At 64.4% G+C, this 25003-nt stretch carries 17 protein-coding genes and 2 tRNA genes; 6 read left to right on the top strand and 13 right to left on the bottom strand.

Annotated elements, in window-relative coordinates:
- Window positions 1-6 precede the first annotated feature (6 nt).
- From pelF to H5V43_RS06215, 8 genes are read right to left on the bottom strand one after another with little or no spacing between them, the layout of a single operon-like run.
- The gene (gene pelF, locus H5V43_RS06180) at window positions 7-1500 is read right to left on the bottom strand and encodes a GT4 family glycosyltransferase PelF (protein WP_025550067.1); all 1494 of its coding nucleotides are present in this window, start codon (window positions 1498-1500) and stop codon (window positions 7-9) included.
- Window positions 1497-2366, bottom strand: a complete 870-nt coding sequence (locus H5V43_RS06185; RefSeq protein WP_025550066.1) for a hypothetical protein — start codon at window positions 2364-2366, stop codon at window positions 1497-1499. The genes pelF and H5V43_RS06185 overlap by 4 nt, the downstream gene beginning before the upstream one ends.
- Window positions 2363-3310: a hypothetical protein gene (locus H5V43_RS06190; protein ID WP_025550065.1), complete on the bottom strand. Its 948-nt coding sequence runs from the start codon at window positions 3308-3310 to the stop codon at window positions 2363-2365. The genes H5V43_RS06185 and H5V43_RS06190 overlap by 4 nt, the downstream gene beginning before the upstream one ends.
- Window positions 3310-4830 (bottom strand): hypothetical protein, encoded by a 1521-nt coding sequence (locus H5V43_RS06195; protein ID WP_193666792.1) that lies wholly within the window; start codon window positions 4828-4830, stop codon window positions 3310-3312. The genes H5V43_RS06190 and H5V43_RS06195 overlap by 1 nt, the downstream gene beginning before the upstream one ends.
- The gene (locus H5V43_RS06200) at window positions 4827-6566 is read right to left on the bottom strand and encodes a tetratricopeptide repeat protein (RefSeq protein WP_025550064.1); all 1740 of its coding nucleotides are present in this window, start codon (window positions 6564-6566) and stop codon (window positions 4827-4829) included. The genes H5V43_RS06195 and H5V43_RS06200 overlap by 4 nt, the downstream gene beginning before the upstream one ends.
- Window positions 6563-7426 (bottom strand): glycoside hydrolase family 191 protein, encoded by an 864-nt coding sequence (locus H5V43_RS06205; protein WP_025550063.1) that lies wholly within the window; start codon window positions 7424-7426, stop codon window positions 6563-6565. Before H5V43_RS06205 ends, H5V43_RS06200 begins: the two co-directional genes overlap by 4 nt.
- On the bottom strand, window positions 7423-8832 hold the full coding sequence (pelG, locus tag H5V43_RS06210; RefSeq protein WP_025550062.1) for an exopolysaccharide Pel transporter PelG: 1410 nt from the start codon (window positions 8830-8832) through the stop codon (window positions 7423-7425). The genes H5V43_RS06205 and pelG overlap by 4 nt, the downstream gene beginning before the upstream one ends.
- Window positions 8833-8848: 16 nt before the next feature.
- Entirely contained in the window at window positions 8849-13144 is a 4296-nt protein-coding gene (locus H5V43_RS06215) for a cadherin domain-containing protein (RefSeq protein WP_025550061.1), read from the bottom strand.
- A gap of 619 nt (window positions 13145-13763) precedes the next feature.
- On the opposite strand from H5V43_RS06215, the gene H5V43_RS06220 reads away from it, so the two are divergent.
- Complete coding sequence (locus H5V43_RS06220; RefSeq protein ID WP_274599458.1) at window positions 13764-14624, top strand: endo alpha-1,4 polygalactosaminidase; 861 nt, start codon at window positions 13764-13766, stop codon at window positions 14622-14624.
- A gap of 28 nt (window positions 14625-14652) precedes the next feature.
- On the opposite strand, the gene H5V43_RS06225 is transcribed toward H5V43_RS06220, so the two are convergent.
- Window positions 14653-14729, bottom strand: a tRNA-Arg gene (locus H5V43_RS06225).
- A gap of 145 nt (window positions 14730-14874) precedes the next feature.
- Window positions 14875-14951: transfer RNA gene (locus H5V43_RS06230), tRNA-Arg, on the bottom strand.
- Window positions 14952-15090: 139 nt separating this feature from the next.
- Between H5V43_RS06230 and H5V43_RS06235 the strand changes: the two genes are divergently transcribed.
- Window positions 15091-15588 carry a hypothetical protein gene (locus tag H5V43_RS06235; RefSeq protein WP_025550164.1) on the top strand — a complete coding sequence of 166 codons (498 nt, stop codon included), beginning with the start codon at window positions 15091-15093 and terminating at the stop codon, window positions 15586-15588.
- Between the two features lie 38 nt (window positions 15589-15626).
- On the opposite strand, the gene ppdK is transcribed toward H5V43_RS06235, so the two are convergent.
- The 3 genes from ppdK to H5V43_RS06250 all read right to left on the bottom strand — a co-directional run bounded on the left by ppdK (window position 15627) and on the right by H5V43_RS06250 (window position 21538).
- Window positions 15627-18329, bottom strand: coding sequence for a pyruvate, phosphate dikinase (gene ppdK / locus H5V43_RS06240; protein ID WP_025550163.1), 2703 nt, complete (start codon window positions 18327-18329; stop codon window positions 15627-15629).
- A gap of 145 nt (window positions 18330-18474) precedes the next feature.
- Window positions 18475-20568, bottom strand: a complete 2094-nt coding sequence (gene glyS, locus H5V43_RS06245) for a glycine--tRNA ligase subunit beta (protein ID WP_025550162.1) — start codon at window positions 20566-20568, stop codon at window positions 18475-18477.
- A gap of 97 nt (window positions 20569-20665) precedes the next feature.
- Window positions 20666-21538, bottom strand: a complete 873-nt coding sequence (locus tag H5V43_RS06250; RefSeq protein WP_025550161.1) for a glycine--tRNA ligase subunit alpha — start codon at window positions 21536-21538, stop codon at window positions 20666-20668.
- 179 nt (window positions 21539-21717) lie between these two features.
- Between H5V43_RS06250 and H5V43_RS06255 the strand changes: the two genes are divergently transcribed.
- From H5V43_RS06255 to pth, 4 genes are all read left to right on the top strand, one after another.
- Window positions 21718-22632, top strand: a complete 915-nt coding sequence (locus H5V43_RS06255; protein WP_025550160.1) for a TraB/GumN family protein — start codon at window positions 21718-21720, stop codon at window positions 22630-22632.
- Between the two features lies 1 nt (window position 22633).
- Complete coding sequence (locus tag H5V43_RS06260; RefSeq protein ID WP_025550159.1) at window positions 22634-23518, top strand: TraB/GumN family protein; 885 nt, start codon at window positions 22634-22636, stop codon at window positions 23516-23518.
- Window positions 23519-23640: 122 nt separating this feature from the next.
- Window positions 23641-24255, top strand: a complete 615-nt coding sequence (locus H5V43_RS06265; protein WP_025550158.1) for a 50S ribosomal protein L25/general stress protein Ctc — start codon at window positions 23641-23643, stop codon at window positions 24253-24255.
- A 144-nt stretch (window positions 24256-24399) separates the two neighbouring features.
- Window positions 24400-24969, top strand: coding sequence for an aminoacyl-tRNA hydrolase (gene pth, locus H5V43_RS06270; RefSeq protein ID WP_025550157.1), 570 nt, complete (start codon window positions 24400-24402; stop codon window positions 24967-24969).
- The last annotated feature ends 34 nt before the right edge of the window (window positions 24970-25003 follow it).

Here is a 25003-nt window from a genome sequence, read left to right on the forward strand (position 1 = left end):
AGACGGTCATTGCAGTTCGGAAAAGCGGACCCGCGCGCCCAGCGCCTCGTAGATGTGCCGATATTCGGCGATGATGGCGCTACGGTCATAATCCCGCACGACCCGCTCGCGCAGCGCTTCGCCCATCGCCCGGCGCAAGGAAGGCGAGCGCAGCAGGTGCAGGATCGCCGCCGCCGTGCCCTCCGGGTTGACCAGTTCGGTGACGATGCCGCCCGGCCGGTCGATCCCAGGCGCCCGCCCCTCGATCATTTCCCGGCAACTGCCGACATCGGGCGCGACCACCGGCACCCCGCACGCGCCCCCTTCCAATATGACGAGCGGCTGGGCTTCCGACAGGCTGGTGAGGACGATCAGGTCGATCCGGGGCAGCCATTCCGCGACATTGACCCGCCCGGCAAATTGCACCGCATTGCCGATGCCCAATTCAGCGACCAGCGCCTCGCAATCCGCGGCATAGTCAGCATCCTCATCGAGCGGCCCCAATATGGCGAAGCGGACTTCAGGCATGTCCGTCAGGACCAGCGCCGCCGCCCTGATGAAGGTCTTGACGTCCTTGATCGGCACGACCCGGCCGATCAGCGTCACCAGCGGCCGGGCGGGATCGCAGGCGCGCTCCATCGACGCGAAGCGCTCCGCGTCGATGCCGTTGGGAATGACTCGCAGCCGTTCCTGCCGGGCGCCCAGGCGGCGCTGCGTCTGGTTGTTGGCTCCGTACAGCGCGATGATCGGGTCGCAGGCGTCGTAACAGGCGCGGGTATAGGTCTGGAAGACCGCCAGCCACAGGTCGCGCAGATCATGCCCTTCCCGGTCGAGCGTCAGCCCGGTTTCGATCTGGTCCCCGATCCAGTCGGCCATCATGATCTCTATCTGCCGTTCCAGCATGTAGATTCCATGTTCGGTGATGAAGGCGGGATGGCCGGTCTCATAAGCGGCCCGTGCAGCCAGCAGGCCCGCAAAGCCGGTGGATATGGTGTGATAGACACGCGCTTTCGGCAAGGGCGCGAGCAGCATCTTGAGCAGCCCGCCCAGCAGCACCCGCATCGCCCAGAAGAAATGATGGAAGGAGGCCGAGCGGAAAGCCGTGTCGTAATAATGGGTGAAGAGGTCGAATATCTCCGGATTGGAGAGGAGATCGCCCGCGCCGGGGCACGGCTTCAATCCTTCCAGCGCCTGCCGCAGACGGATCAGTTCATCCTTGCCGCCCGTCGACAGGAAGGCGAGCAGCAGGCGGCCGATCCGCTTCATCTGCGACGCCGGATAGCGGCGCGGCAGGCAGGGTTCGATCAGCAGCGGGATTTCCACCACTTCGACGACATTGGGCGGCGGCGCCATGCGCCAGGGCTGCGCGCCATTGCCCGCCTTGATGGCGACGAGCGAAAATCGCAGGTCGGGCATGCTGAGGATCAGGTCCTGCAACCAGCTGGAAACGCCCCCGACCACAAATGGATAAGCGCCTTCGACGATCAGGCATATGTCGCTGTCCTGCCCCTCGGACATCATGACGCCGGCTCCACGTCCCCCCTACGCGTGGGCCGGGCTTTGCCTGCCAGATGCCGTTCCAGCGCGCGCCTTATCCGGGCGCGCGCCGCCTGCAATGACCGACGCCTTATGTCACCGCTCTTCAGCAAGCCGGCAATCTCATCCAGCTTCCTGTTCGCGTCCTGACAGAGCCGAAGCCTCTGCCCCTGCGGCAGCAACTGGTTGAAGCAGCCATGATCGGCCAGCAGCATGGCAAGGGCATAGCGATCGTCCAGATGCTGGGCGGGGGCGATCCTCGCCTGCAATTCGCTGCGTTGCTGCGCCAGATTATAGCTGACCTGCGCGGCCGCAGCGGCGGCGAGCGCCCGGATGGTCTGGTCCTCGTCCGACAGGGCCATGACGATGAGGGGGGACAATCGCGGCTCGAAAGAGATCACGGCGGTTTCCAGGGCCCGATAGCGGGCCTGCAGATTTCCGTAGCGGAGCATGGTGGCCAGTGAACCGATCTCGTCGCTTTCGGGATAACGCACACGATCGTCGAGTATCCGGCCCAGCCGCTCTACCGGCGACAGGTCGTTGACGTCCCGCCGCTTACTCGTTCGGACGTCCCGATAGGCAATCTGCCTTTTCCGTCTCGACGGCCGGACCAGCGGGGCCAGAATCAGGCAGGCCAGCATACCGGCAGGCCCAATGGCGGCACCGATCGGCAGGGCGAAACGCTGGCGCACGCCCAGCCCATCCAGCCCTTTCATCATGATCAGCAGCGCGGCGCAGGAGAGCGCCAGATGGATGGGCGCGAACCAGAGGATGCTCCCCTCTCCCACCGCCAAACCGGTGAACAGCAGGAACAGATCGGCAGCCGAAAACAGGATGAGCAGGGCGATCAAGCCACTTTTCCTTCCGGGACCAGCCATTTCGGCGCAAAGGCCTGTTCACGCCCGAACAGCGCCGGGCATTTGCCGAGCAGGTCTGCAACCTGTAGCAGTTGCGCCACATAGGCCTCCGTGATCCTGATCCCGGCGGCGCTGTGGACGAGAATGATGGCCGCCAATCCTTCCTCCGCCCCCGCGACCGGCACGGCCAGAAGACCCCATTCCGACAGCAGCGGCCGGTCGGCGGCACGATCGGCCCGCAACGGCCTGGGCGTCGCCAGCATCGCCTGCGCCATCGGCGAGCGCGAAAGGTCCGGGGCCTGCCCCTGGGCCGCCTTGCCGCCGAAGCGCGCCGTCACCTGGGCGCCGCGCACATCGTAGAAGGTGAAATCCTCCGTCTGCGCGGCGAGCGCGATCAGGCGGGCGACCGCGTCGGCCTGGCTTTCCGGATCGGGTTTGGAAAGGTCGAGGCCGGCAGCCATGGCCTGTACGATCGTGCGCTGCCCGATGGCGATCCGGACCTGCAGCTTGCGGTTGGTGTCGGTAAGACGGGCGATGATTTCCGCCAGCTTCTTCCAGTTGCGGTCCATCGCCTGATGCTGCCGTTCCTGATCGGCAATGCGGTTCCTGCGGCTCGCGGTCACCTCGCCCGTCACCAGGGCCGTCACCATCCACAGCATGGGCTGGATGGAGAGGCGCAGCTGCTGTTCGATATGATCCGTCGCGCCCGACCATGGGTTCGACCAGCGGAACCAGATGGCGGAGGCGATCGCGGCGGCGGCTAGCCCCGATCCGGTGCCATAGGTCGTCGCCATGACCAGCACCGGCAGCCAATAGGGATTGGGGTTGATGTCGGAAAAGGCATTGCCGCTCATCAATCCCTGGTCGATCGCCATCAGCGTGGCGAACAGGATCAGCATTTCCGCGCATTGCAGCAGGATGGGCCGCTTCTTCAGCATCAATGCCTCCCAAGAAAGCGAGTGAGCGCCACGCGCAGATAGAGTTGGCGTCCCGAAATGCCGGGCCGGCTGATCGAACTGATCCCGCCGCTCGCCTGAAGGCGCCAGCCCTCGCTCAGCCGCCCGGTCGCGCTGACGTTCGCGGTGGGACCGTCGGTCTTGCCCTTGCGGTCGAAGGTCCAGCCTGCCGCGCCGCTGAGCTGCCAACCTGTCCAGGACATGCCGGACAGCAGTTGGAAGCTGTGATTTTCCCTGTCGCTGAGAGGGATATAGGCAAGGCCATTGGGCCGCAGCGCCCTGCGGCCGACATATTCCGCATCCAGCCGGTAGCTGACCGCCAGCGATGGCGATCCGCGGCGGAGCAGATAATCGAGGCCGCCCGCCACGGTGATGCTGCGCGTCCGGACGCCGGTGCCGGTCAATCCATAGCCATTCCAGCCGCCATCCGCCTGCACCGCCAGTTCCGGCGTCAGGCGGATCGTCCCCCCGATCCCCACGCGGCTGATATGACCGCCGAAGGTCGATTGTTCCGGCGTGGCGAGATCCGGCAGGCGGTAGGCGAGGACCAGCCTTCCCTGCCTTTCGGGAGGACCGGTGAACAGCCGAAGGCCGGCGCCCGCCACCTTTTCGTCCAACTGGGCACTGCCCTGAAACTCGATGCGGGAAACCGCGCCGAGATTGACGGTCGCGAACAGGTCCCCGATGGCGGAGCGGGACGTGCGGTTGGCAAGAATGCCGTTGGCGCCATGGACGGTGTCCGCTTCGGAGCGGAACCAGCGGACGCCAGCGCCGAGCGAGAGGCGGTTGTTGAACGGCACCAGCGCATTGAGGCCTGCCTCCGCCTGCCAGAAGACCTTGCCGCCGCGCGCCGTCACGGCCCCGGCGACATTGCCGCCCGATTCGGCCAATGTCTGCCGGGCGAAGGGATCGTCCGCGGCGAGATTGCGATAACGGGCCGCGCCAAGGGCCAGCGCGCCCTCCGCAACCTCCATGTCGCCCAGCAGGCGCTGGATTCGCTTGTCGCCGGGATATGCCGCCGCCAGCGGAGCAAGCCGCCGCCGCGCCAGGTCGGGATAACCGGCGGCGGCATCGGCTTGCGCCCGGGCGATGGCGAGTTCGACGTCGAGATGCGACGTTTGCGGTTCGCCTGCGATGGGGGAGACAGGCGCTGGCTCCCCATCGGGCAGGAAACGCACGTGCAGCCCATGCTTGTCCGCCACCGCCTCCAGCTTCCGCCCCTCGGCGGCGCGCAGAACCAGACTCTCGTCATTCCAGCGCAAATCCGCCAGGTCCGCCCCGGCGTCGGCGGCGAAGTCCTTGAGGACGGCATCGGCAATCGGCCGGTCGAACCGGACGACCAGCTCATAGCCGCTGTCTTCCAGTTCGAGATGCACGTCCCCGCTCCATTGCAGGTCCACAGTCCTGACTTCCGATGCCGTCACATCCGTGTCGGGCGGCAATGCCGCGACCATGAGCGGCGGCGGCCCCATCAGCAGCAAGGCGGCGGCCAGTGGCGTCATGGCCGCAACACCTTGCGCGCGCGTCCCGGATCACCCGAAGCGATAAGCAAGCGGGCCAGCATGATGTCGAGCTTGCGGTCTGCCGGAGTGGCCCGGCGCAGTGCTTCGACCATGGCCGTCGCCTCCGACGTCCGGCCCAGCCGGGTCAGCAGTTCCGCCCGCTCCACCGAAAGCGGCGGGGTGAGCGCCAGCGATCTTTCGATCCAGGGGCGGGCCCCGGCTTCGCCCTTCAGCTTCGTCTGCGCATCGGCCATCAGGCTCAGCGCTGCCCGGTCGTCGGGACGTTCGCGAAGATAGAAATTCAACTGGTCGGCGGTCGCCCGCGCATCCCCCCTGTTCCAGCCGTCCCAGGCAAGGCGAAGGCGATCCGACGGCTCAGCGGCGCTGTTGGCGACGCGGGCGTTCGCAAGCGCCAGATCATAATAGGCCGCTCTATCGGGCGGAACCTGCGCGCCGGCTGCCGCCTTCAACTGCTGGGCGGAAAGGGTGCGGCCGTCGAGCAGCCGGTCGAGCGCCCGCGCCGCCGCCGCCCTGTCGCGCGCCGCATTGGCCAGTGCGATGCGCTGGACCAGCATGTCGCTGCTGTCGGCGGCGTCAGTCGCTTCCAGAAACGCCAGCGCGTCCGCAGGCCTTGCGCGCTCGACATAGGCCTGCGCCCATTTCGGATCGGCCAATGCCCGCGCCTTCAACCAGGCAAGGTCCTGCGCGACAGGGCGCGGCCCCATGAGGTACAGCATGCGCGCGTCGGATGGGTCATCGCTTTTGGCCGTCGATTGCTGCCGAAGCAGCGCGATGGCGTCCGACCGGAAACCCTTCTCCAGCAGGCGTTGCGCGATGGCGGGGCGGTCGGCGCCTGTCTCGGCCGCCCGACCCAGCAGCCATTGCCGTATTGCATCCCTGTTTCCGGAGCCCATGATGATGCTTTCCCGCGCAGCATCGCGCCCCGTCAGCAGCATTGCGGCATAGCGAAGCGCCGAACGGATGTCGCCGGACCGCTGCGCCAGCGTCATGGCAAGCCAGGGGTTCCGGTCGCGCCAGCCCGGCGTCCCGGACCGGTCGATCCGAGCAATGAGGTCATAGCGCCCCGCCCCACTCGCCCAGGACGCCAGATCGAGCGACTGTGCCGGGTCGAGCGGCGCTATGGCGCCATGCTCCGCCGCCAGGATCAGCAGATCGGGCTGGCAGAGCGCATAGCTGGCCTCGACCAGATCCTTGGCCGGAGCCGTTCCGGGATTCATGGCCGCCGCCCGAACCATGTCGGCGGCACCCTGCGCGTCTCTGGCCTTGCGACGCAGGTCGAAGCGGAGGCGCCAATGGGCGGGGGCGGCGTGGTCCGGACGGCCCTCCAGAAAGGCAAGCGCGACCTCCGGACGGCCGCCCGCCATGATGTCATAGGTCAGCCTTGCGCTCGGAACCGGCGCGCCCTTCCCCGCCAGCGCATCCGCAAGCTGCCCCAGAACCTTCGCGTCGGCCGTCGTCACGGAAGCGTTCAACAACCGTTGAAGGTCCGGAGGAGAAAGCCTTTTCCCTTGCGCGAAGCGCTGCATCAGCATGGCCGCATCGGGTGGAGGCAAGGGGATGGCGACCGGCGGCGGCGCGAATGTCGCTCGCCGGATCGCATCGGCAATCTGCCAGTGGCTGGGCATCAGCAGCACCGCAGCGGCGAGCAGCAGCCCACCTCCCGCGATCGGTCCGATGACCGCCATGTTCGGGTGGCGCAGCGCTTCGATCTTCATGACAGGGGCTCCGGTATGAGCCGGTCGAGGGCCAGGGTGGACACATAGGGCTGGAATCCGGCGGCGCGCTCCCGCGCATAGAGGCTGGCGATGGTGGCCTTGTCGCGCGGGTCCCAATAGTCGAGCGTGGCAAGCCCCAGACGGGGATTGATCCGCCGGGCTGCGAAAAGATGGTCCGCCTGCCATTGCCAGTCGTCGGCGGAGGTCATCTCATAGCGCCCCTCCGCGAAGTTCCAGCGCGACGCCATGGCTTCCGCCAGCACGAGGTCGATCTGACCCGCAACCTGCGGCAGCAGGGCATAGCCCCGGTTCATCATGATCGCCATGTCCGGGAAGCGCGTGCGAATGGCCTGCACCAGCCGCGCGGCGCCGGCCACCATGCCCTTGTTGCGGTCGGCATCCTGCCGCTCCAATGCCTCCGCATTGTCGAGCGTGTCCATGAAGATGCCGTCATAGCCCTTGCGCAATATGGCGGGGATCAGGCGATCGACCACAAAGGCGGTCCAGGCCGGATCGCGCAGGTCGACAAGCCGCGCCTGCGGCCAGTTCGGATTGGCCTGCCGCAGCGCGCCCGCCTTTTCCAGTTCTGCGGCGAAGGGACGACCGTCATGGACCTCCCCCAGGCTGATATAGCCCAGCAGGCGGCTGCCGGGGCCACGCAGCGGGGCAAGCGGGCGGGCGAAGTCGGGCTCCAGCACCAGAAGGCCGAAGCGGCGGGCGATGGCGGGATCGGTCGCTTCGCCATAATCCACCCCCCAGGCGTTGGCCCCGCCGATTTCGGGCAGGGCGCGGGCCGAAAGGCCGAACACCATGAGGGACAGCGCCAGCAGATCGCGGCGGCGGAAGGGAAGAACGCTCATGGCCAGAATCTCGCCCACAGGCCGCTATTGCCCGCCACCGCCGGATTATTGCCGACGAAGAGCAGATAGGTGAGCTTGCCCGTCGCCTCCGCCACCAGCGCGACGGCGAGCGAGGCTGCCGTCACCGCACCCGCCAGATAGCCGAAGCCGAAGCCCGCGAAGCCGCTGTCGCGAAACAGCAGCGTGCCCGCCGCGCTCGCCAGCAGGAAGCTGCCCCAGACCGCCACGATCCGGCCGGCAAGGTCATAATAGGACAGGATGATGCTCATCTGGATCGCGACGAGGTGAAAGACGACGCCCACCGCGGTCAGCCGAAAGCCGAATATGCCGCGCGCGTTCATGTCGAGCAGGCGGATGATCTCCGGCGCGAGAACCCAGCAGAAGCCGGCCAGGATCGCCTGCTCGACCATCAACAGGCGCAGGTCCAGCCGGATCGTCATGCCGACCTTCTGCCGCGCCTTTTCGATCCGGCGCCGGTTGGCCGTGCCCATGCAATGGCTCATCAGCGCCGCAAAGGCCCGGTCGAACCGCGTCTCCGTCGTGACGAGGATCAGCGTCAGGCCGGGAATCATCGTGAGCAGGCCGAGGAAGCTGGCCTGATCGTTGACCGGATTGACCCGCAGGGCGCCAACGGCCTGGACGCTGCCCGGCGCCCACCAGAGCAGCCATTTGTCGATCCAGATCGCCAGCGCGTTGGTCAACCCCGCCGCGCCCAGCGCCAGGACGCCGGGCGTCCTGCCGATCCAGCCCGGCCGCCATTCGGGACTGTTGGGAAAATCATCCCGAATCGCGGCGATCAGCAGCGCCAGCGTCACGATCAGACCCGCCGCGATCGCCGCAAGGACAGCGGCGGGCGCGGTCGGCCGGACCAGCGCCAGGCACAGGGCCACCATCGCGATCCCGCAAAGATAGGCCAGGAATATCGGCCGGTGCCGCCATGTCGCGTGCAGGAAGGGACTGGCGATCCAGATTTGCGAGAACAGCGTCAGGATCGCGGTGGCCAGCAGGAACAGGTCCGGCCGCATCCCGCCGGCAAGGCCGAACAGCAGGCCCCCCGCGATCAGCGACGCCAGCGTCGCCCAGACCAGCGCCGCCAGCAGGATGGCGGGGATCGCGTCGCGTTCCCCCAGGTAGAAGCGATCCGACGCCATGCGGGTCGCGATCATCGCCAATGGCGCGGTGATCACCGTTGAAACGCCGAAGGCATAGACCAGGCTGGTCTGGATGATCGCATGATCGGCCGCAACCATGGTGGACCGCGTCCAGCCCTGTAGCAGGAAGACCGCGAGCGCGGTCATCAGCCACGGGCCGGAACTGACAACGGCCCCGTGGAAGGCGGCATTGGCGATCCCGCCCAAGCCGTCCTCCCGGGCTATCCGGTCCAGTCTGAAGCCGATGCCAGCCATTCCCCCGGCCCCGTCGCTAAAGCAGGAAGTCACTCGCGGTCAGGTTGTGCACCCCGATCAGCCTGATCGCGAAATCCACCGTCGCCGGATTATTGTCGACATTCGCCTCGACAAAGCTGTCCGTACCGTTGGAATAGACATGAAGCTGGCCCGGCCCTGAAAAGGCCGCATTGCCGATGAAGCTGAAGGCCTGGTTTCCCGACAGCGCCGGCATGGCATCGATTGCGGACAGGTCGATCCGGTCGATCCCCTGCTGGAAATCCATGATCCGATCCATGATCGCAGGCGTGCTGTTGCCTGTGGCGTTATAGATGAACAGGTCGGCATCGGCGCCGCCGGTCAATATGTCCGCGCCCGCCCCTCCCGTGATGCGGTCGGCGCCTGCCCCGCCATCGATAATGTCGTTGCCGCCCGCGCCGTTCAGCGTGTCGGACCCGCCATTGCCGATCAGCGTGTCGTTGCCGCCGGCGCCCCTCAGCGTGTCTTCCTCCCCCTGACCGATGAGCGTCGATCCACCGCTTGCCGCCGTCAGCGACAGGCCGGAGACATTGTTGACGACGACCGTCAGGTTCTGGGAATCCTGCGCGCCCAGGCTATCCGTGGCCAGCACCTGCACCTGATAGCGGTTGTCCAGGTTGGAATCTGCGGGCGCCTCGAAATCCGGAGCGCTCTTGAAGGTCAGGACGCCGGTCTGGGGATCGATGGAAAAGAGTGCGCCGTCAACGGCTGACCCCAGCGAATAGGTGATTGTCTGGCCCAGATTGACGTCCGTCGCCACGACCTTCGTCACGGCCGTGCCGTTTTCGGCCATTCGGATGGTTGCGGACGCGCCTCCGCCATTCGAGATGATGATCGGCGCGGCGTTGAGGATGGTGACGGTGACGGCGATGGCCTGGTCGTCATAGAATGTTCCGTCGGACGCGCGGACGATGACGTCATAGACATTGTCCTTGCCGGTGTCCGTCGGCAGCAGATAATTGGGCGTGTTGACGAAGTTGAGCTGCCCTGTCGAAGCGTTGATCGTGAATTTGCTCGCATCCACGCCGCCCGCAATGGAATAGGCCAGCGTCGTGTTGGCATCCGGATCGACCGCCGTCACCTTCATCACCGGCCGCGTGCCGGTGGAGACGGAAACGGCAGCCGTATCGCCGCCGCCGCCGGAAGTGATCACCGGCGCATGCTCGTTCACATTGGTGACGGTGACGTTGATGGCCTGATCGTCGAACAGCGCGCCGTCGGACACCCTTACCGTCAGGCTATAGACATTGTTCGCGTTCGCATCGCCGGGCAGGTCGTAATTGGGCGGGCTGAGGAAGGCGAGCGCGCCGGTCGATGCATCGATCGAGAAAAGCGCGCGATCGGGTCCGCCGACGATCGAATAGGCGAGAACCGTAGCCGCATCGGGATCGGTCGCGGTCACGCTGGTCACGGCGGTTGTGTTTTCGGCGACGGAAATAGCCGCGGACGCGCCACCGCCGTTGGAGGTTATGACCGGCGCCTCGTTCACATTGGTGATCGTGACCGCGATCGCCTGATCATCGTACAGCGTGCCGTCGGACGCACGCACCACGACGTCATAGACATTGTTCGTCCCGGCATCGGTAGCCGCTTCGAAATTCGGCGCGGTGAGGAAAGCCAAAGCGCCCGTCGCGCTGTCGATCTTGAATTTCGCGGCGTCCGCTCCGCCGGAGATGGAATAGCCGATCACCGTTCCGACATCCGCGTCGGTCGCGACAACGGTCGTCACCGCGGTGCCGTTCTCCGCCATGGAAAGCGCCGCTGTCGGACCGCCGCCACCGGAGACGATCACCGGCGGATTCTTATATTCCAGCGTGACATTGTGCAGGCCATAGCCGCCCAGATCGACCGTCACGATCTCCCCGACCCGGCTATAGCCCAAGGCTCCGGTGACGACGATCCCGTCCGTGCCCGGATTGGCGATGTCGATGACGACCTTCCCCTCCCCCTGAACGGAAAAGGCAAGATTGTGACCGTCGCCGGCGACGCTCAGCAGCACGGCCCGCATCGGCAGGTCGGTGATGTGCGTCACATCGTCCGCCGCTGCTCCCAGATTGATCCTGAAGGTTCCGCCGCTCTGGGGAAGGAAGACGCTGTCGCTGTCATAGGCGTACCAGCCGGTCACATTCTGGATGACCAGAGCGCCTTGGCGGTCGACGTCCAGCGACAGATTGCCGACATTGGCGCCGCCGACGCTGGCGGTGATGCTGTTGCCCGCCACCGTGGTCGTGATCGTCGCATTCCTGACCGCCGTCATGCGCGCGGCCAGATCGTCCAGGGTGACGAACTCCATGTTCGCCGCCACCGCATGCTGCAACCAGCTCGCGAACATCGAAATATCATAGGGACTGTCCACCGTCGGGCTGCCCGACAGGAAATCCGCAGCGCCATAATCATGCCAGGGCCAGACGATCACCGGCGTCTGCGCATTGGCGACCAGCTTGTCGAACTCCCCGATCCAGGCGGCTGTCGCCTCCGCCACGGTCTTCTTCTGAAATTCGATGAGTGTGTAGTCGAAGGAGGTGTTGGGCGCGAAATAGATCTGGTTCTGATTGTCCGGCGTCAGATAGCCGAAGGCATTGGGATAGCCCGCCCCCTGCGCCGCATAGCCGCCGGTCAGATAGTCCGACACATATTTCATGATCTCCTGCGAGGTCGGCAGCAGTTCCGGCGCGCCGGGCACGGCCGCGCCCGTGATCTGGAACGGCTGGTTCAGATAGGCGCCGATCTGCTGGTTGAGGATCGTGATGCTGTTCTGGAATTCGGTCTGGATCTGCTGCGCGCTGAGCAGGTTGGTGTTTTCCGGATGCGTCAGGCTGTGCGTGCCGATCTCATTGCCAAGGTCCAGCAGCGCCTTGTAATAAGGCAGGGACACCGCCCAGTCGGTACCGGTGCCGTTCGTGCCGTCGCCGACGTTCAGATAAAAGCTGCCGACGAAATTATAATCCGCCTTCCACTGCGTCAGGATGGGCAACAGCTTGTCGTAGATGCCGGGCGTGCTGCCCGCGGGATTGACGTCTTCCAGTTCCTGGCTCTGGTCCATGTCGACGCGGGCCGCGACGATGCCGGAATCTCGCGACAGGTGCAGGCCGACCGACAGGCCGGTGCCGTTCGTCGCATAGGAGATCGCCTGCTGCAGCATATTGGCATCGGCCATGATGCCTTCGCTGGAGAACAGAATGTTGCGCGCCGCCCCGGTCTGCGTCGCGAGCGCGGCCGAATAGACGGAGCCGCCATCGATGGTCTCGGTCGCGATCTGGTGGCCCGTGCCGCTGACGCTGGTAAAGGCGTTCCAGCCGACGCCGGTGTAGCTGTTCACCTGCTGGCCATTGGCATAATGGTCGAGGACGAGGCCTGTCGCGTCGGTCGCATTCACCACCACATTGCCGGTGCCTCCGGTGACGCGGGTTGCGTCGAACAGCAGCTTCATCTGCGCATAGGGATCGCCGGGCAGCGGATCGCCGCCGATCGTGCCGCCCTGCACATGGGGCTGGTTCGTCATGAACTCGCCCGCCGTGACCAGGCCGATGCCCAGTTGTTTGCTCGCCATTTCCAGCGTGTGGGAAATCGCCTCCACCTTGTCGACGGGCACGTTGCGGAAGGACGGGAACACCAGCGCATCGTAATGGGACAGCTTGGCAAGGTCGGTCAGGTCCGCTTCCGTCAATATGTCGAAGGGGATGCCGGCCTGGATCGCCTGCGCCTGAACCGACATGAATAGCTGCGAATAGGCGGTGGGGCTGAAATAGGCGTCGGCTGTCGTCTGGGAGAAGACGATGCCGATCCGCATGTCAGGCGCCTGCGTTGCGGTCGTCTGGTTGAAGACCGTGAACGGCGCCGACAGATAATTGGACGGCATGAAGCTGTTCGACAGGTTGTTGATGTCGTAATAGGTGTACATCGCCGCCGGATTGCCCACCGCCGAAGTGGGGAGGCGGAATTCGACCGTGGTCCGGTCAGCCGACCAGGCCGCCTGCAGCCCGGACAGCACCAGCGTCTCCCCCGCTGCGCCAGTGTAGAGGTTCACCGTGCCGTCCGCCGCGAAGTTCACATTATATTCGGCGCCGCCGGCAAAGCCGAAAATCTGATAGCCCGTGGCGGTCCTGCCGTCCGTGTTCAGCCAGACGGTGGTGTCCGCGCCTATGGCGACCGGGGCCGTCAGGGCGAAGACGAAGGCGTCATTGTCCAGGGTCGCATAAACCTGATAGCCGGGGGCGCTGTTGTCGTCGATCCGGTCGGTTGCGAGCCAGTCATTCAGAGAGCCGTCGATGGTGACGCTGTGGCCATAGGTCATGACAAACCCCCAAACTTATGGATGCCGAAATCATTTCATAAGTTTGCGACCGAATATCTTTTGGTTTTTCCAAGTAAAAACCAGCCACGCCTGCACATCGGGTAATGAAGCACAACGCTTTTGCCCGATACCCAAGACAAAGGATGCCGTTCCGGGTCATGCCCAGCCATTATCCATGTCGATGAGGCTGTATCAGGGTATAGAAGTCATCTTCTCATGCCCGTAGCAGTTCCCATGACCGGGATTCCGCCCAAGGCTACAGTCACACCGCGCATCTATCTGGGGCGACTCGGTTTTTGAAGTTTTTACCCATGGTTAATTTGCGGTTAGGCATGTTCCAATGTCAACTTCAATGAACAGAATCTCCGGAAAAATCCAAAATAACGGCAAATATGACGACAATTAACGACGTTACTTCGTTAAGTATAGCTGACGGTTTATATCCATAGCCATATCCCTACCTTCTTTATTTTACTTTATACCGCTTCCGCTTCGACCACCTGTCCCGCCGGAGGCCGTTCATCAGATCGGGATCGATGTTCCGCGAGAAGGGACTGGGATTGTGCTTGGGGCGTGCGAAAAACTATCGTCGATCGGCCTTCTTGCCGTCGCAACGCTGATGCTGGCTGCATGTGGAGGCGGAGATGAAGGTTCGCCAACCCCCGCACCCACGCCGACCCCGGTCCCGACACCATCACCCTCCCCCAGCCCTTCCCCCACGCCCACGCCCACTCCGGCGCCCGCGACGCTTTCCAGTTGGGACTGGATATTGCAGAGTCAGGGCCTGCCCCCGGCGCCGCCTGCCGTTGCCTATCTCGACGTCGACGGGTTCGACACGGCCGCATCCTATGTGGCGCTGGCCAAATCCCGTGGAACCAGGACGATCTGCTATCTCGATGTCGGATCGGCGGAGAGCAACCGGCCCGACTATGCCAGCCTCTCGGCCATATCCGGACTATTGGGCAACAGCTATCCCGGCTTTGCGGGCGAACGTTATATCGACATTCGCCGCTACCCCGAATTCATCCAGATCATGGACGACCGGCTGCGCATGTGCCGGGACAAGGGTTTCGACTATGTCGAATTCGACGTGATGGATGCGTTCGAGGATGGAGCCGCGACGACGGGGTTCAACCTAACCGAACAGGACATGATCGCCTATGTGACCGCCCTGTCCGCCCGGGCGCGCGGCTATGGACTGAAACCGGTGCAGAAGAACGCCAGCGGTTCGTCCGCGGCGCTGGTGCCGCTGTTCGACGCCATATTGTTCGAAGGATGCGTGCTGGGCGATTTCTGTGCCGACAGCGCGCCCTATGTTACGGCGGGCAAGCCGGCGTTCAATGCCGAATATCCGGAGGAATGGCCCGCCGGAACCTTCGACCGCGCCAGAACATGCAGCGTGTCCGCCAGCGCCACCGTCTCCACGATCATCACCGTCGTGGACCTGGACAGGCCCGCACCGGACCGCTGCGTTCCTTGAAACGGGTTTCGCAGGAATGTGAAGGGAATGGCGCACCCGGAACGATTCGAACGTCCGACCCTCAGATTCGTAGTCTGATGCTCTATCCAGCTGAGCTACGGGTGCGTTGTGGAGGGGCAGATAGAAGGGGGCGGGCAGTCTGGCAACCCCTAAACTGGACAATCTTGAATTTAAAAGATGCCGTGCGACCGAGCCTGAAGACAAGCGGCTTCACGCCCGTGCGAGCAAGGGAAAACGGAATTTGGGGAAATGGCGCACCCGGAACGATTCGAACGTCCGACCCTCAGATTCGTAGTCTGATGCTCTATCCAGCTGAGCTACGGGTGCGTTGGAGTGGCGCAGATAGAAGCGGCCAGACATTTGGGCAAGCCCTTTTTACACTTTTTTGGCGGACTGCCTGATCGAAGGCGCCGTACCGCAACCTTGTCCCGCTCCGGTCGTTCGAGAGGCAGGAAAGGATGCTGAGATGACCTTCACTCCCAACGAAATTGCGCTGCTGGTGATCGCGCTGCTGATCGGGCTGCTTCTGGGCCTCATCATGAGCGGACGCGGCAAATATAAGCGCTACTGGCGTGATGAGCAGCTTGCCCACGCCCAGGCGGTCAAGGACCGCGACGCCCGCCTGACGGCGGCGCAGGAGCGGATTGCCGAACTGGAACGTCAGTCGGTTCCTCCACGCTCCGCCACCCTTGGGACCGCCGGAAGCGCGCATGAGCGGGATGATTTCAGCCGCATCCGGGGCATCACCCCTCAGGACGAGATCGCGCTCAATCAGGCGGGCTATCATCGCTACGATCAGATCGCGGCGATCAGCAGCGAGCAGGAGGCAGCGCTTGAAACGCGCCTCGGCCTGCGAAGCGGCGTGATTTCCCGGGAGGAATGGCGGGAACAGGCCCGCCTGCTGGATGCGCGTCAGGATCATGAACATGCGCGGCTCTACGACCAGCGCGCCACGCCTGTCTGAAAATGAAGGGGGCGGGATAATCTCCCGCCCCCTTCCTGTCATTTCCGGTTCGCCAGCGCCGCCTGAGCCGCAGCCAGTCGCGCGATCGGCACGCGATAGGGCGAGGCCGACACATAATCGAGACCGGTCTTCTCGCAAAAGGCGATGGAGGCCGGGTCGCCGCCATGTTCCCCGCAAATGCCGAGCTTGATGCCTTCGCGGGTCGCTCGACCGCGTTCGGCGGCCAGTTCGATCAGTTCGCCAACGCCTTCCACGTCGATGCTGACGAACGGGTCGCGGGCGAAGATGCCCTTGTCCACATATTGCGTCAGGAAGCGGCCGGCATCGTCGCGACTGATGCCGATGGTGGTCTGCGTCAGGTCGTTGGTGCCGAAGGAGAAGAATTCGCCCACTTCCGCGATCTCGCCTGCCTTCAGCGCGGCGCGCGGCAGTTCGATCATCGTGCCGACCAGATAGTCGACGCTGGCGCCCTGCTCCTCGAAAACCTGCTTGGCTACGCTGTCGACGATCGCCTTCATCAGTTCCAGCTCTTTCTTCGTGGCAACGAGCGGGATCATGATTTCGGGGATCGGCGCCTCGCCGCTGCGCTGCTTGATGATCAGCGCGGCTTCGAAGATGGCGCGGGCCTGCATCTCGTAGATTTCAGGATAGGTGACGCCCAGACGGCAACCGCGATGGCCAAGCATCGGGTTGAATTCGTGCAGTTCGGCAGCGCGGCGCTTCAATGCTTCCACGCCGACGCCCGCAGCCTTGGCCACTTCCTCGAACTCCGCTTCGCCATGCGGCAGGAATTCGTGCAGCGGCGGATCGAGCAGGCGGATGGTGACGGGCAGGCCCGCCATCACCATGAAGATCTGCGCGAAGTCGTCGCGCTGTTCCGGCAGCAGCTTGTCGAGCGCGATGCGGCGGCCCTTTTCCGTGTCCGCGAGGATCATCTCGCGCACGGCGGTGATGCGGGCCGCGTCGAAGAACATATGCTCGGTACGGCAGAGGCCCACGCCTTCAGCACCGAAATCGCGGGCGGTCTGGCAATCCAGCGGCGTTTCGGCATTGGCCCGGACCTTGAGGCGGCGGACCTTGTCGGCCCAGCCCATCAGCGTGCCGAAGTCACCCGCCAGTTCCGGCTGCACGGTCGGCACTTCACCCGCCATCACCTCACCGGTCGAACCGTCGATGGTGAGGATGTCGCCTTCCTTGAGCGTGCGGCCTTCGATGCGCAGCGTCTTGGCGGCGTTGTCGATCGACAGGCTGCCCGCGCCGGAAACGCAGGGACGGCCCATGCCGCGCGCCACCACGGCCGCGTGGCTGGTCATGCCGCCGCGCGCGGTCAGGATGCCCTTGGCCGCATGCATGCCGTGAATGTCCTCCGGAGAGGTTTCCACACGAACGAGGATCACCGAATCGCCCAGCTCGTTGCGGCGCTCCGCAGTGTCGGCGTCGAACACGATGGCGCCCGAAGCCGCGCCCGGAGAGGCGGGCAGGCCCTTGGTCAGCACATCGCGCGGCGCCTTGGGATCGAGCGTCGGATGCAGAAGCTGGTCAAGCGCAGCGGGATCGACGCGGGCGACGGCTTCTTCCTCGGTGATCAGGCCCTCATTCGCCATGTCGACCGCGATCTTGAGCGCGGCCTTGGCGGTGCGCTTGCCGGAGCGGGTCTGGAGCATCCAGAGCTTGCCCTGCTGCACCGTGAACTCGATGTCCTGCATGTCGCGATAATGGGTTTCGAGGATCTGGAACACCCGCGCCAGTTCGGCATAGGTTTCCGGCATCGCCTCTTCCATCGACAGCGGCTTGGCCCCTGCCCGCTCGCGCGCCTGCCTGGTAAGGTATTGCGGCGTGCGAATGCCCGCCACCACATCCTCGCCCTGCGCATTGATCAGATATTCGCCATAATAGGCATTCTCGCCGGTCGCCGGGTCGCGGGTGAAAGCGACGCCGGTGGCGGAAGTATCGCCCATATTGCCGAACACCATCGCCTGCACGTTGACGGCCGTGCCCCAATCATGGGGAATCGAGTTCAGGCGGCGATAGACCTTGGCCCGGTCGGCCTGCCAGCTGCCGAAGACGGCGCTGACCGCGCCCCAGAGCTGGTCGTTCACATCCTGCGGAAAGGGCTTGTTCCAAAGTTTTGAAACAAGGCCCTTATATTCGGTGACGAGCGCCTTCCAGTCGTCGGCGGTCATTTCCGTGTCGAGCGTGTAGCCCTGGTCTTCCTTGGCGACTTCCAGCGCTTCCTCGAACGCGCCATGGTCGAGTTCCAGCACCACGTCCGAATACATCTGGATGAAACGGCGATAGCTGTCCCAGGCGAAACGTTCGTCGCCGGAAGCGGCAGCCAGACCCAGCACGGTTTCGTCGTTGAGGCCGAGGTTCAAGACCGTGTCCATCATGCCGGGCATCGAGATGCGCGCGCCGGAACGAACGGAAACCAGCAGCGGGTCGGCCTTGTCACCGAACTTCTTGCCGGTGATGCCCTCGATATGGGCGATGCCGTTGGCGACTTCCGCTTTCAGGCTTTCAGGATAGACCCCGCCGTCCTGATAATAGCGGGTGCACATCTCCGTGGTGATGGTGAAGCCCGGGGGCACCGGCAGGCCGATCGCAGCCATGCCGTCCAGATTCGCACCCTTGCCGCCGAGAAGATTCTTGTCCCCTTTGCCGCCATCATCGACGCCGCCGCCGAAACGATAAACATAACGGGTTGCGGTCGTGCTCATGCTGGCCTCTTCCATTGTCAACATAATCGCGGCTCTCCTGCACTGATTGCCGTGTATTTGTGCGATGCAACAAAACTTAAACAACAGGCGGGCGACAAACGCACCCGCTTTTACGACGATTGCTCTCCGATTCCACTGATTTTCCCGCTTGTGCGGGTATGTTTTGGTATTAGCCCGTAATTTTCGAGAAGTCGGCCACCGCGTGGACGGCGTTCCGCACCCGCGCAAGCAGCGCGAGGCGAGCGGAACGTTTCGCCGGATCGGCATCGTTGACGGTGACGGTTTCGAAAAAGGCGTCGATCGGCGCCCGCAATGTTGCAAGTGCTGCCATGGCCCCTTCGAAATCTTCCGCCGCCAGAGAGGCGTCAGCGCGAGGCTCCGCGGCGTCCAGCGCGGCGATCAGATCCGCCTCCGCCTGTTCGGGGGCATGGGAGAGTTCGACCTGCCCGGCTGTTTCGGCGCCTTCCTTCTTGAGGATGTTTGCCGCACGCTTGTAGCCGGCGAGGAGGTTGGCGCCGTCGTCCGTGGCGATGAAGGACTGGAGCGCCTTCACGCGGGCTAGCAGACGGACCAGATCGTCTTCGCCGCCCAATGCGAATATGGCGTCGATCAGGTCATGGCGGACGCCGGCTTCACGCTGCTGGACCTTCAGACGGTCCGCGAAGAAGTCGAGCAATTCACCCTCCGCCACGGACAGACGCAAATTATTGGCGGTGACGATCTGGATGACGCCCAGCGCTGCCCTGCGGAGGGCGAAGGGATCGCGCGAGCCGGTAGGCTTCTCATCGATGCCGAAGAAGGAGCGGAGCGTATCCAGTTTGTCGGCCAGCGATACAGCCACGGTCAGCGGCGCGGTCGGGACTTCATCTCCCTGCCCGACCGGCTTGTAATGGTCGCGGATGGCATCTGCCACGCCATCGGGCAGGCCTTCGGCCCGGGCATAGTAGCCGCCCATGATGCCTTGAAGTTCGGGGAACTCGCCTACCATTTCGGTGACAAGGTCGGCCTTGGCGAGACGGGCAGCCTGTTCGGCCAAGTCCGCCAGCGCCTTTTTCCCTTCGTTATTCCCACGCAGGCGGGAATCCATCGCCGATGTTGCGTCCGGGTGAGAGGTCTGGGGATGGGCCCCCGCCTTCGCAGGGTCGACGATGCCTTCTTCCACCAACCGGCGCGCCAGCTTTGCGACACGCTCCACCTTATCGGCCACGGTGCCGAGCTTTTCGTGGAAGGTGATGCGTTCCAGCTTCTTTGCGTGATCCTCCAGCTTCGTCCTGCGATCCTGCTCCCAGAAGAAGCGGGCATCCGACAGGCGGGCGGCGAGAACCTTGCGGTTGCCCGCCACGATCGCCGCGCCGCCATCCTTCGCCTCGATATTGGCGGTGCAGATGAAGGCCGGGGCCAGCTTGCCGTTCGCGTCGCGCAGGACGAAATATTTCTGGTTGATACGCAGGGTTAGCTGAATGACTTCAGGCGGCACCTCAAGGAAGGCCGGGTCGAAATCGCCCAAGAGCGGGACCGGCCACTCGGTCAGCCCCGCATTTTCCGCGACGAGGCCCTTGTCCTCGATCACCGCGTAGCCGCGGGCTGCTGCGGCTTCGGCAGCCCTTGCCTCGATGATCGACTGGCGTTCCTGATGGCTGGCGATCACATGGTATGCGCGCAGCTTTTCGGCATAGTCATGCGCGCCGCCGATGGTGATCTCGCCGGGATGGTGGAAGCGGTGTCCCAGCGTTGCGTAGCCGCTGCGGATGCCTTCGATTTCGATGTCGACCAGATCTTCGCCCAGGATCGCGACGATGCCTTGCAGCGGGCGGACCCAGCGCAGGCTTTCCGTAGTCTGCGACGCGGGGCCCCAGCGCATCGACTTGGGCCAGGGGAAGCTGCGGATAATGGCAGGGACGGCTTCGGCCAGAACCTCGGCAGTGGCGCGGCCGGGCTTGTTGACCGTGGCGAACCAGACGCCGTCACGATCCTCAAGCTGATCCTGGGTCAGGCCGGTCTTGCGAAGGAAGCCCTCCAGCGCCTGCGCGGGCGCCGAGGTGCGGGGCCCCTTGAATTCTTCGCTGACAGCGGCGGTTTCCAGCGGCAGGTTGCGGGCTATCAGGGCCAGGCGGCGGGGGGTGACGAAGCTGTCGATTCTTTCAGGCTGCAGGCCGGACCTTGCCAGTTCCTCGGTGAAGAGGCGGGCAAGGTCTTCCGACGCCTTGATCTGCATGCGCGCGGGGATTTCCTCGCAGCGCAGTTCGAGGAGGAAATCAGTCATGCGGCTTCCTCCAGGTTGGGCGCGCCGCGCCGCAAGTGGGACGCCGCCGGGTCCGAAATCCCGGCTTTGGTGGGCATGGCGGAGATAACCGAGTCCATCATGCGGCCCACCCGTTCACTTCCATCCACTTTTCGCAGGCGCCCTTGGCGAGGTCGCGAACGCGGCCGATATAGCTGGCACGTTCCTGCACCGAGATGACGCCACGCGCTTGCAACAGGTTGAAGACATGGCTCGCCTTGATCGCCTGATCATAGGCGGCGAACGGAACGCCTGCCTCCAGCGAAGCCTTGCACTCCGCCTCCGCATCCCTGAACCAGCGGAACAGCTTTTCGGTATCGGCTATCTCGAAATTCCATTTCGACATCTGCCGCTCATTTTCCAGGAACACTTCGCCATAGGTGACGCCCGCATCGTTGAACTTCAGGTCATACACGCTGTCGACGCCCTGGATGTACATGGCGAGGCGTTCCAGGCCATAGGTCAGCTCACCCGCGACCGGCTTGCAGTCGAAACCGCCCATCTGCTGGAAATAAGTGAACTGGGTGACTTCCATCCCGTCGCACCACACTTCCCAGCCAAGCCCCCAGGCGCCCAGCGTCGGGCTTTCCCAATCGTCCTCGACGAAGCGGATGTCGTGGACCAGCGGATCGATGCCGATCTCCGCCAGCGAACCCAGGTAAAGTTCCTGGAGGTTTGCCGGGCTGGGCTTCATGATGACCTGATATTGATAATAATGCTGGAGACGGTTCGGGTTCTCGCCATAGCGGCCATCGGTCGGACGGCGGCTGGGCTGGACATAAGCGGCGTTCCAGGCATTGGGGCCAAGACTGCGCAGCGTCGTCGCGGGGTGGAAGGTGCCCGCGCCCACTTCCATGTCATAGGGTTGCAGGATCACGCAGCCCTGCCGTCCCCAATAGGCATGCAGGGTCAGGATCAGGTCCTGAAAGGAAAGCGCTTTACTTGTCGCCACCGGTGGTCCCCAGAAATCACGGCTTTAAGAAAATGACGGATCGATTGCGGCGCGCCTTGGCGCAGCGAGGGCGCAGGGTCAAGGGAAAGAGGGCGGGCTTAACCGTAAATCCGCTTGCTCTGGCGGCCGGTGGCCCGCATGGAAGGGAAAACCCTTAAGGAAACGGACCCGCAATTCAGATGAGATGGCCCTCTTTCCGCTGGCTGGCCCCCGCCATGATGCTGCTTGGCGGATGCGCGCTGGAACAGCCCGCCGCCGCCCGCGGTGCGGCGACGCGCTCCGCCTATGTGACGCCGGCCCTGTGGGAGGTGAAGGACGCCGACACCACCATCTACCTGTTCGGCACCGTCCATGTGATGAAGCCGGGGGTCGACTGGTTCAAGGGCGGGGTCAGATCGGCCTTCGATCAGTCGGACGAGCTGGTGCTGGAGATCGTCGAGCCGGAAGATCCCAATGGGCTGGCGTCCACCATGGCGGGCGCGGCGCTTGCGCGGGACGGCGTGAAGCTGTCGGACCGCCTGGGCGCGGACGACCGCGCCAAATATCAGGCGGCGATGAGCACGAACGGGCTTCCCTGGCAGGCCTTCGAGATGTTCAATCCCTGGATGGCGGGCATGGCGCTGTCGGTGAAGCCCCTGGAAGCGCTGGGCTACAAGTCGGACCTGGGCGCGGAGAAGGTGCTGACGTCGGCGGCCAGGGCTTCGGGCAAGAAGGTCGGCGCGCTGGAGACGGTGGAACAGCAGCTCGGCTATTTCGCCGGCCTGCCGATGGAGCAGCAGGTGAACTTCCTGACCGCGACCATAGAGGGCCTGCCGGACATGGACCGGGAGTTCGCCAGCCTGGTCGCGCACTGGCAGGGCGGGGAGCCGGACAAGCTGGCGGCGGAGATGAACGAATCGCTGGAGGCGACGCCGGAACTGGCCCAGGTGCTGCTGATCCAGCGCAACGCCAACTGGGCGAAATGGATCAAGCGGCGGCTCGACCAGCCGGGCACCCTGTTCATTGCCGTCGGCGCCGGGCATCTGGCGGGCAAGGGCAGCGTGCAGGACCAGTTGGCGGCGCTGGGCATCGCGTCGGCAAGGGTGAAACAATAGGATGATCGGCCTTCTGGCGCGCTGGCTGGGGCTGGCCGTCCTATGCCTGATTGCCGCTTGCAGGGAGAATCCCCCTGCCCCGCCGCCCGGTGGAGGGCCCGCGCTCTGGCGGGTGGAGGGCAAGGGCGTCGACGGCTGGCTGTTCGGCACCATCCATATATTGCCGGGCGGCGTGGAATGGCGGACCGGGCCGATCGGGGAGGCGATCGGACGAGCGGACAGGCTGGTGCTGGAATCGGCCGGAATACAGGATCAGGCGGGCACTTTGGCGCAGTTCGAGAGGATGGGGCGCAGTCCGGGGCTGCCCCTGCTGGAGACGCGCGTTCCGGCGGGAGACAAGGCGACGCTGGAGGAGATCGTCGGGAATGGCGGCACCAATATGCAAACTCTCTCCGCTTATAAGGATTGGGCGGCGGCGATGCTGCTTTCGGCGGCGGCGCAACAGGCCCTGCATGTCCGCCAGGATCATGGCGTTGAGCCCGCGCTGATCGCGATATTCGGAAAGGCGGGCAAGCCCATAAGCGGGCTGGAGACTGTGGAGCGGCAGTTTCGGGCCTTCGATACGCTCCCCCCGGATGCGCAGCGGCGGCTGCTGGTCGATACGGTGCGCGAGGCGAAGGAGATGCGGCGGCTTTACGATCATATCCTCAACGCCTGGATCAGGGGCGATCTCGCCACCCTTGCGCGGGACGGCAGGTTGGGCGAGACGCCCGATCCAGTGGTGGAACAGGCGGTGCTGGTGGACCGGAACCGTGACTGGGTGAAGTCGGTGGAGACGCTCAAGGGGCGGCCCTTCATCGCGGTGGGCGCTGGACATCTGGCGGGCAAGGACAATCTGGTCGACCTGCTTCGGGCCGGTGGATACAGGGTGACGCGGATGCAGTAGCACCCATCCCGCTTCCCGGCCCTTGCTTTCCAGCGCCTTTCTGCTATTGGGCCGCGGTCCCGACATGGTCATCCCTGGAGGCGTGGCGGGCACCTACATCAATTTGCTTTTGGAGACACGCAATGAGCGAGCAGCTTACGCTGTCGGCAGAGGCACGCGATCGGGCAGGCAAGGGAGCCTCCCGCGCTCTCCGCCGTGAGGGCCGCGTACCCGCCGTCATCTATGGTAACAATGAAGAACCGCAGTCGATCCACGTCGAGGAAAAGCTTCTCAACAAGCTGCTCGGCACCGGCCATTTCTTCAATTCGGTCGTCTTCGTCGAAGTGGGCGGCAAGAAGGTCCGCACCCTCGCCAAGGATGTGGCTTTCCACCCCGTGACCGACCGTCCGCTGCACGCCGACTTCCTGCGCGTTTCGGAACATGCCACCGTCCACGTCAACGTGCCGGTTGTCTTCAGCAATGAAGACGCTTCGCCCGGCCTGAAGAAGGGCGGCGTGCTCAACATCGTCGCGCACGAGATCGAACTGATCGTCGATGCGGCCGAGATTCCGGACGATGTCGTCGTCGACCTGACCGGCCTGGATGTCGGTGAGTCGATCCACATCGGCGCCGTGAAGCTGCCCAAGGGCGCCAAGGCTGCCCATGACGAAACCGACTTCACCGTCGCGACCATCGTTGCCCCCTCGGCTCTAAAGAGCGCCGAAGGCGACAATGAGACGCCGGCTCAGGGCGAATAAGCCCCTAGTCTGGCTGGCCGTTTATCGGTTCGCTCAACCCCCGTTCGGGCTGAGCTTGTCGAAGCCCCGTTCTTTTCGAAGAAGTGAGGCCGTTCGACAGGTTCAGGACGAACGGGGGTTTGTCTTATCGGGAGTATCGACGCGATGCAGATCTGGGTGGGCCTGGGCAATCCCGGAACCCAATATGCGATGAACCGGCATAATGTCGGTTTCATGGCGGTCGACCTGATCGCGGACATGCATCGCTTCTCTCCGCCGAAGAAGCAGTTCCAGGGCTGGGCGCAGGAAGGACGCATCGGCCCTGAGAAGATCGTCCTGCTGAAACCGGCAACCTTCATGAACGAGAGCGGACGCTCGGTTGGGGAAGCCATGCGCTTCTACAAGCTGACGCCGCAGGACGTGACGGTCTTTCACGACGAACTGGACCTTGCGCCCATGAAGGTCAAGGTGAAGCGCGGCGGCGGCAATGCGGGACATAACGGCCTGCGTTCGACCGATGCGCATATAGGGGCGGAGTTTCGCCGGGTGAGGATCGGCATCGGCCATCCGGGGCACAAGGACCGGGTGCACGGCTATGTGCTGGGCAATTATCACAAGAGCGAGATGGACGCGCTGGCCGATATGCTGGGCGCGATCGGGGCGGAGGCGGAGTGGCTCGCCAAGGGAGAGGATGCGCGGTTCATGAATGAGGTGGCGCTGCGGCTGGCGGACTGAGACGGGCGAATTGCGCGTCCGTCCGCCCTGCCCT

The organism is Sphingobium fuliginis (genome assembly GCF_015074805.1).
Taxonomy (GTDB): domain Bacteria; phylum Pseudomonadota; class Alphaproteobacteria; order Sphingomonadales; family Sphingomonadaceae; genus Sphingobium; species Sphingobium fuliginis.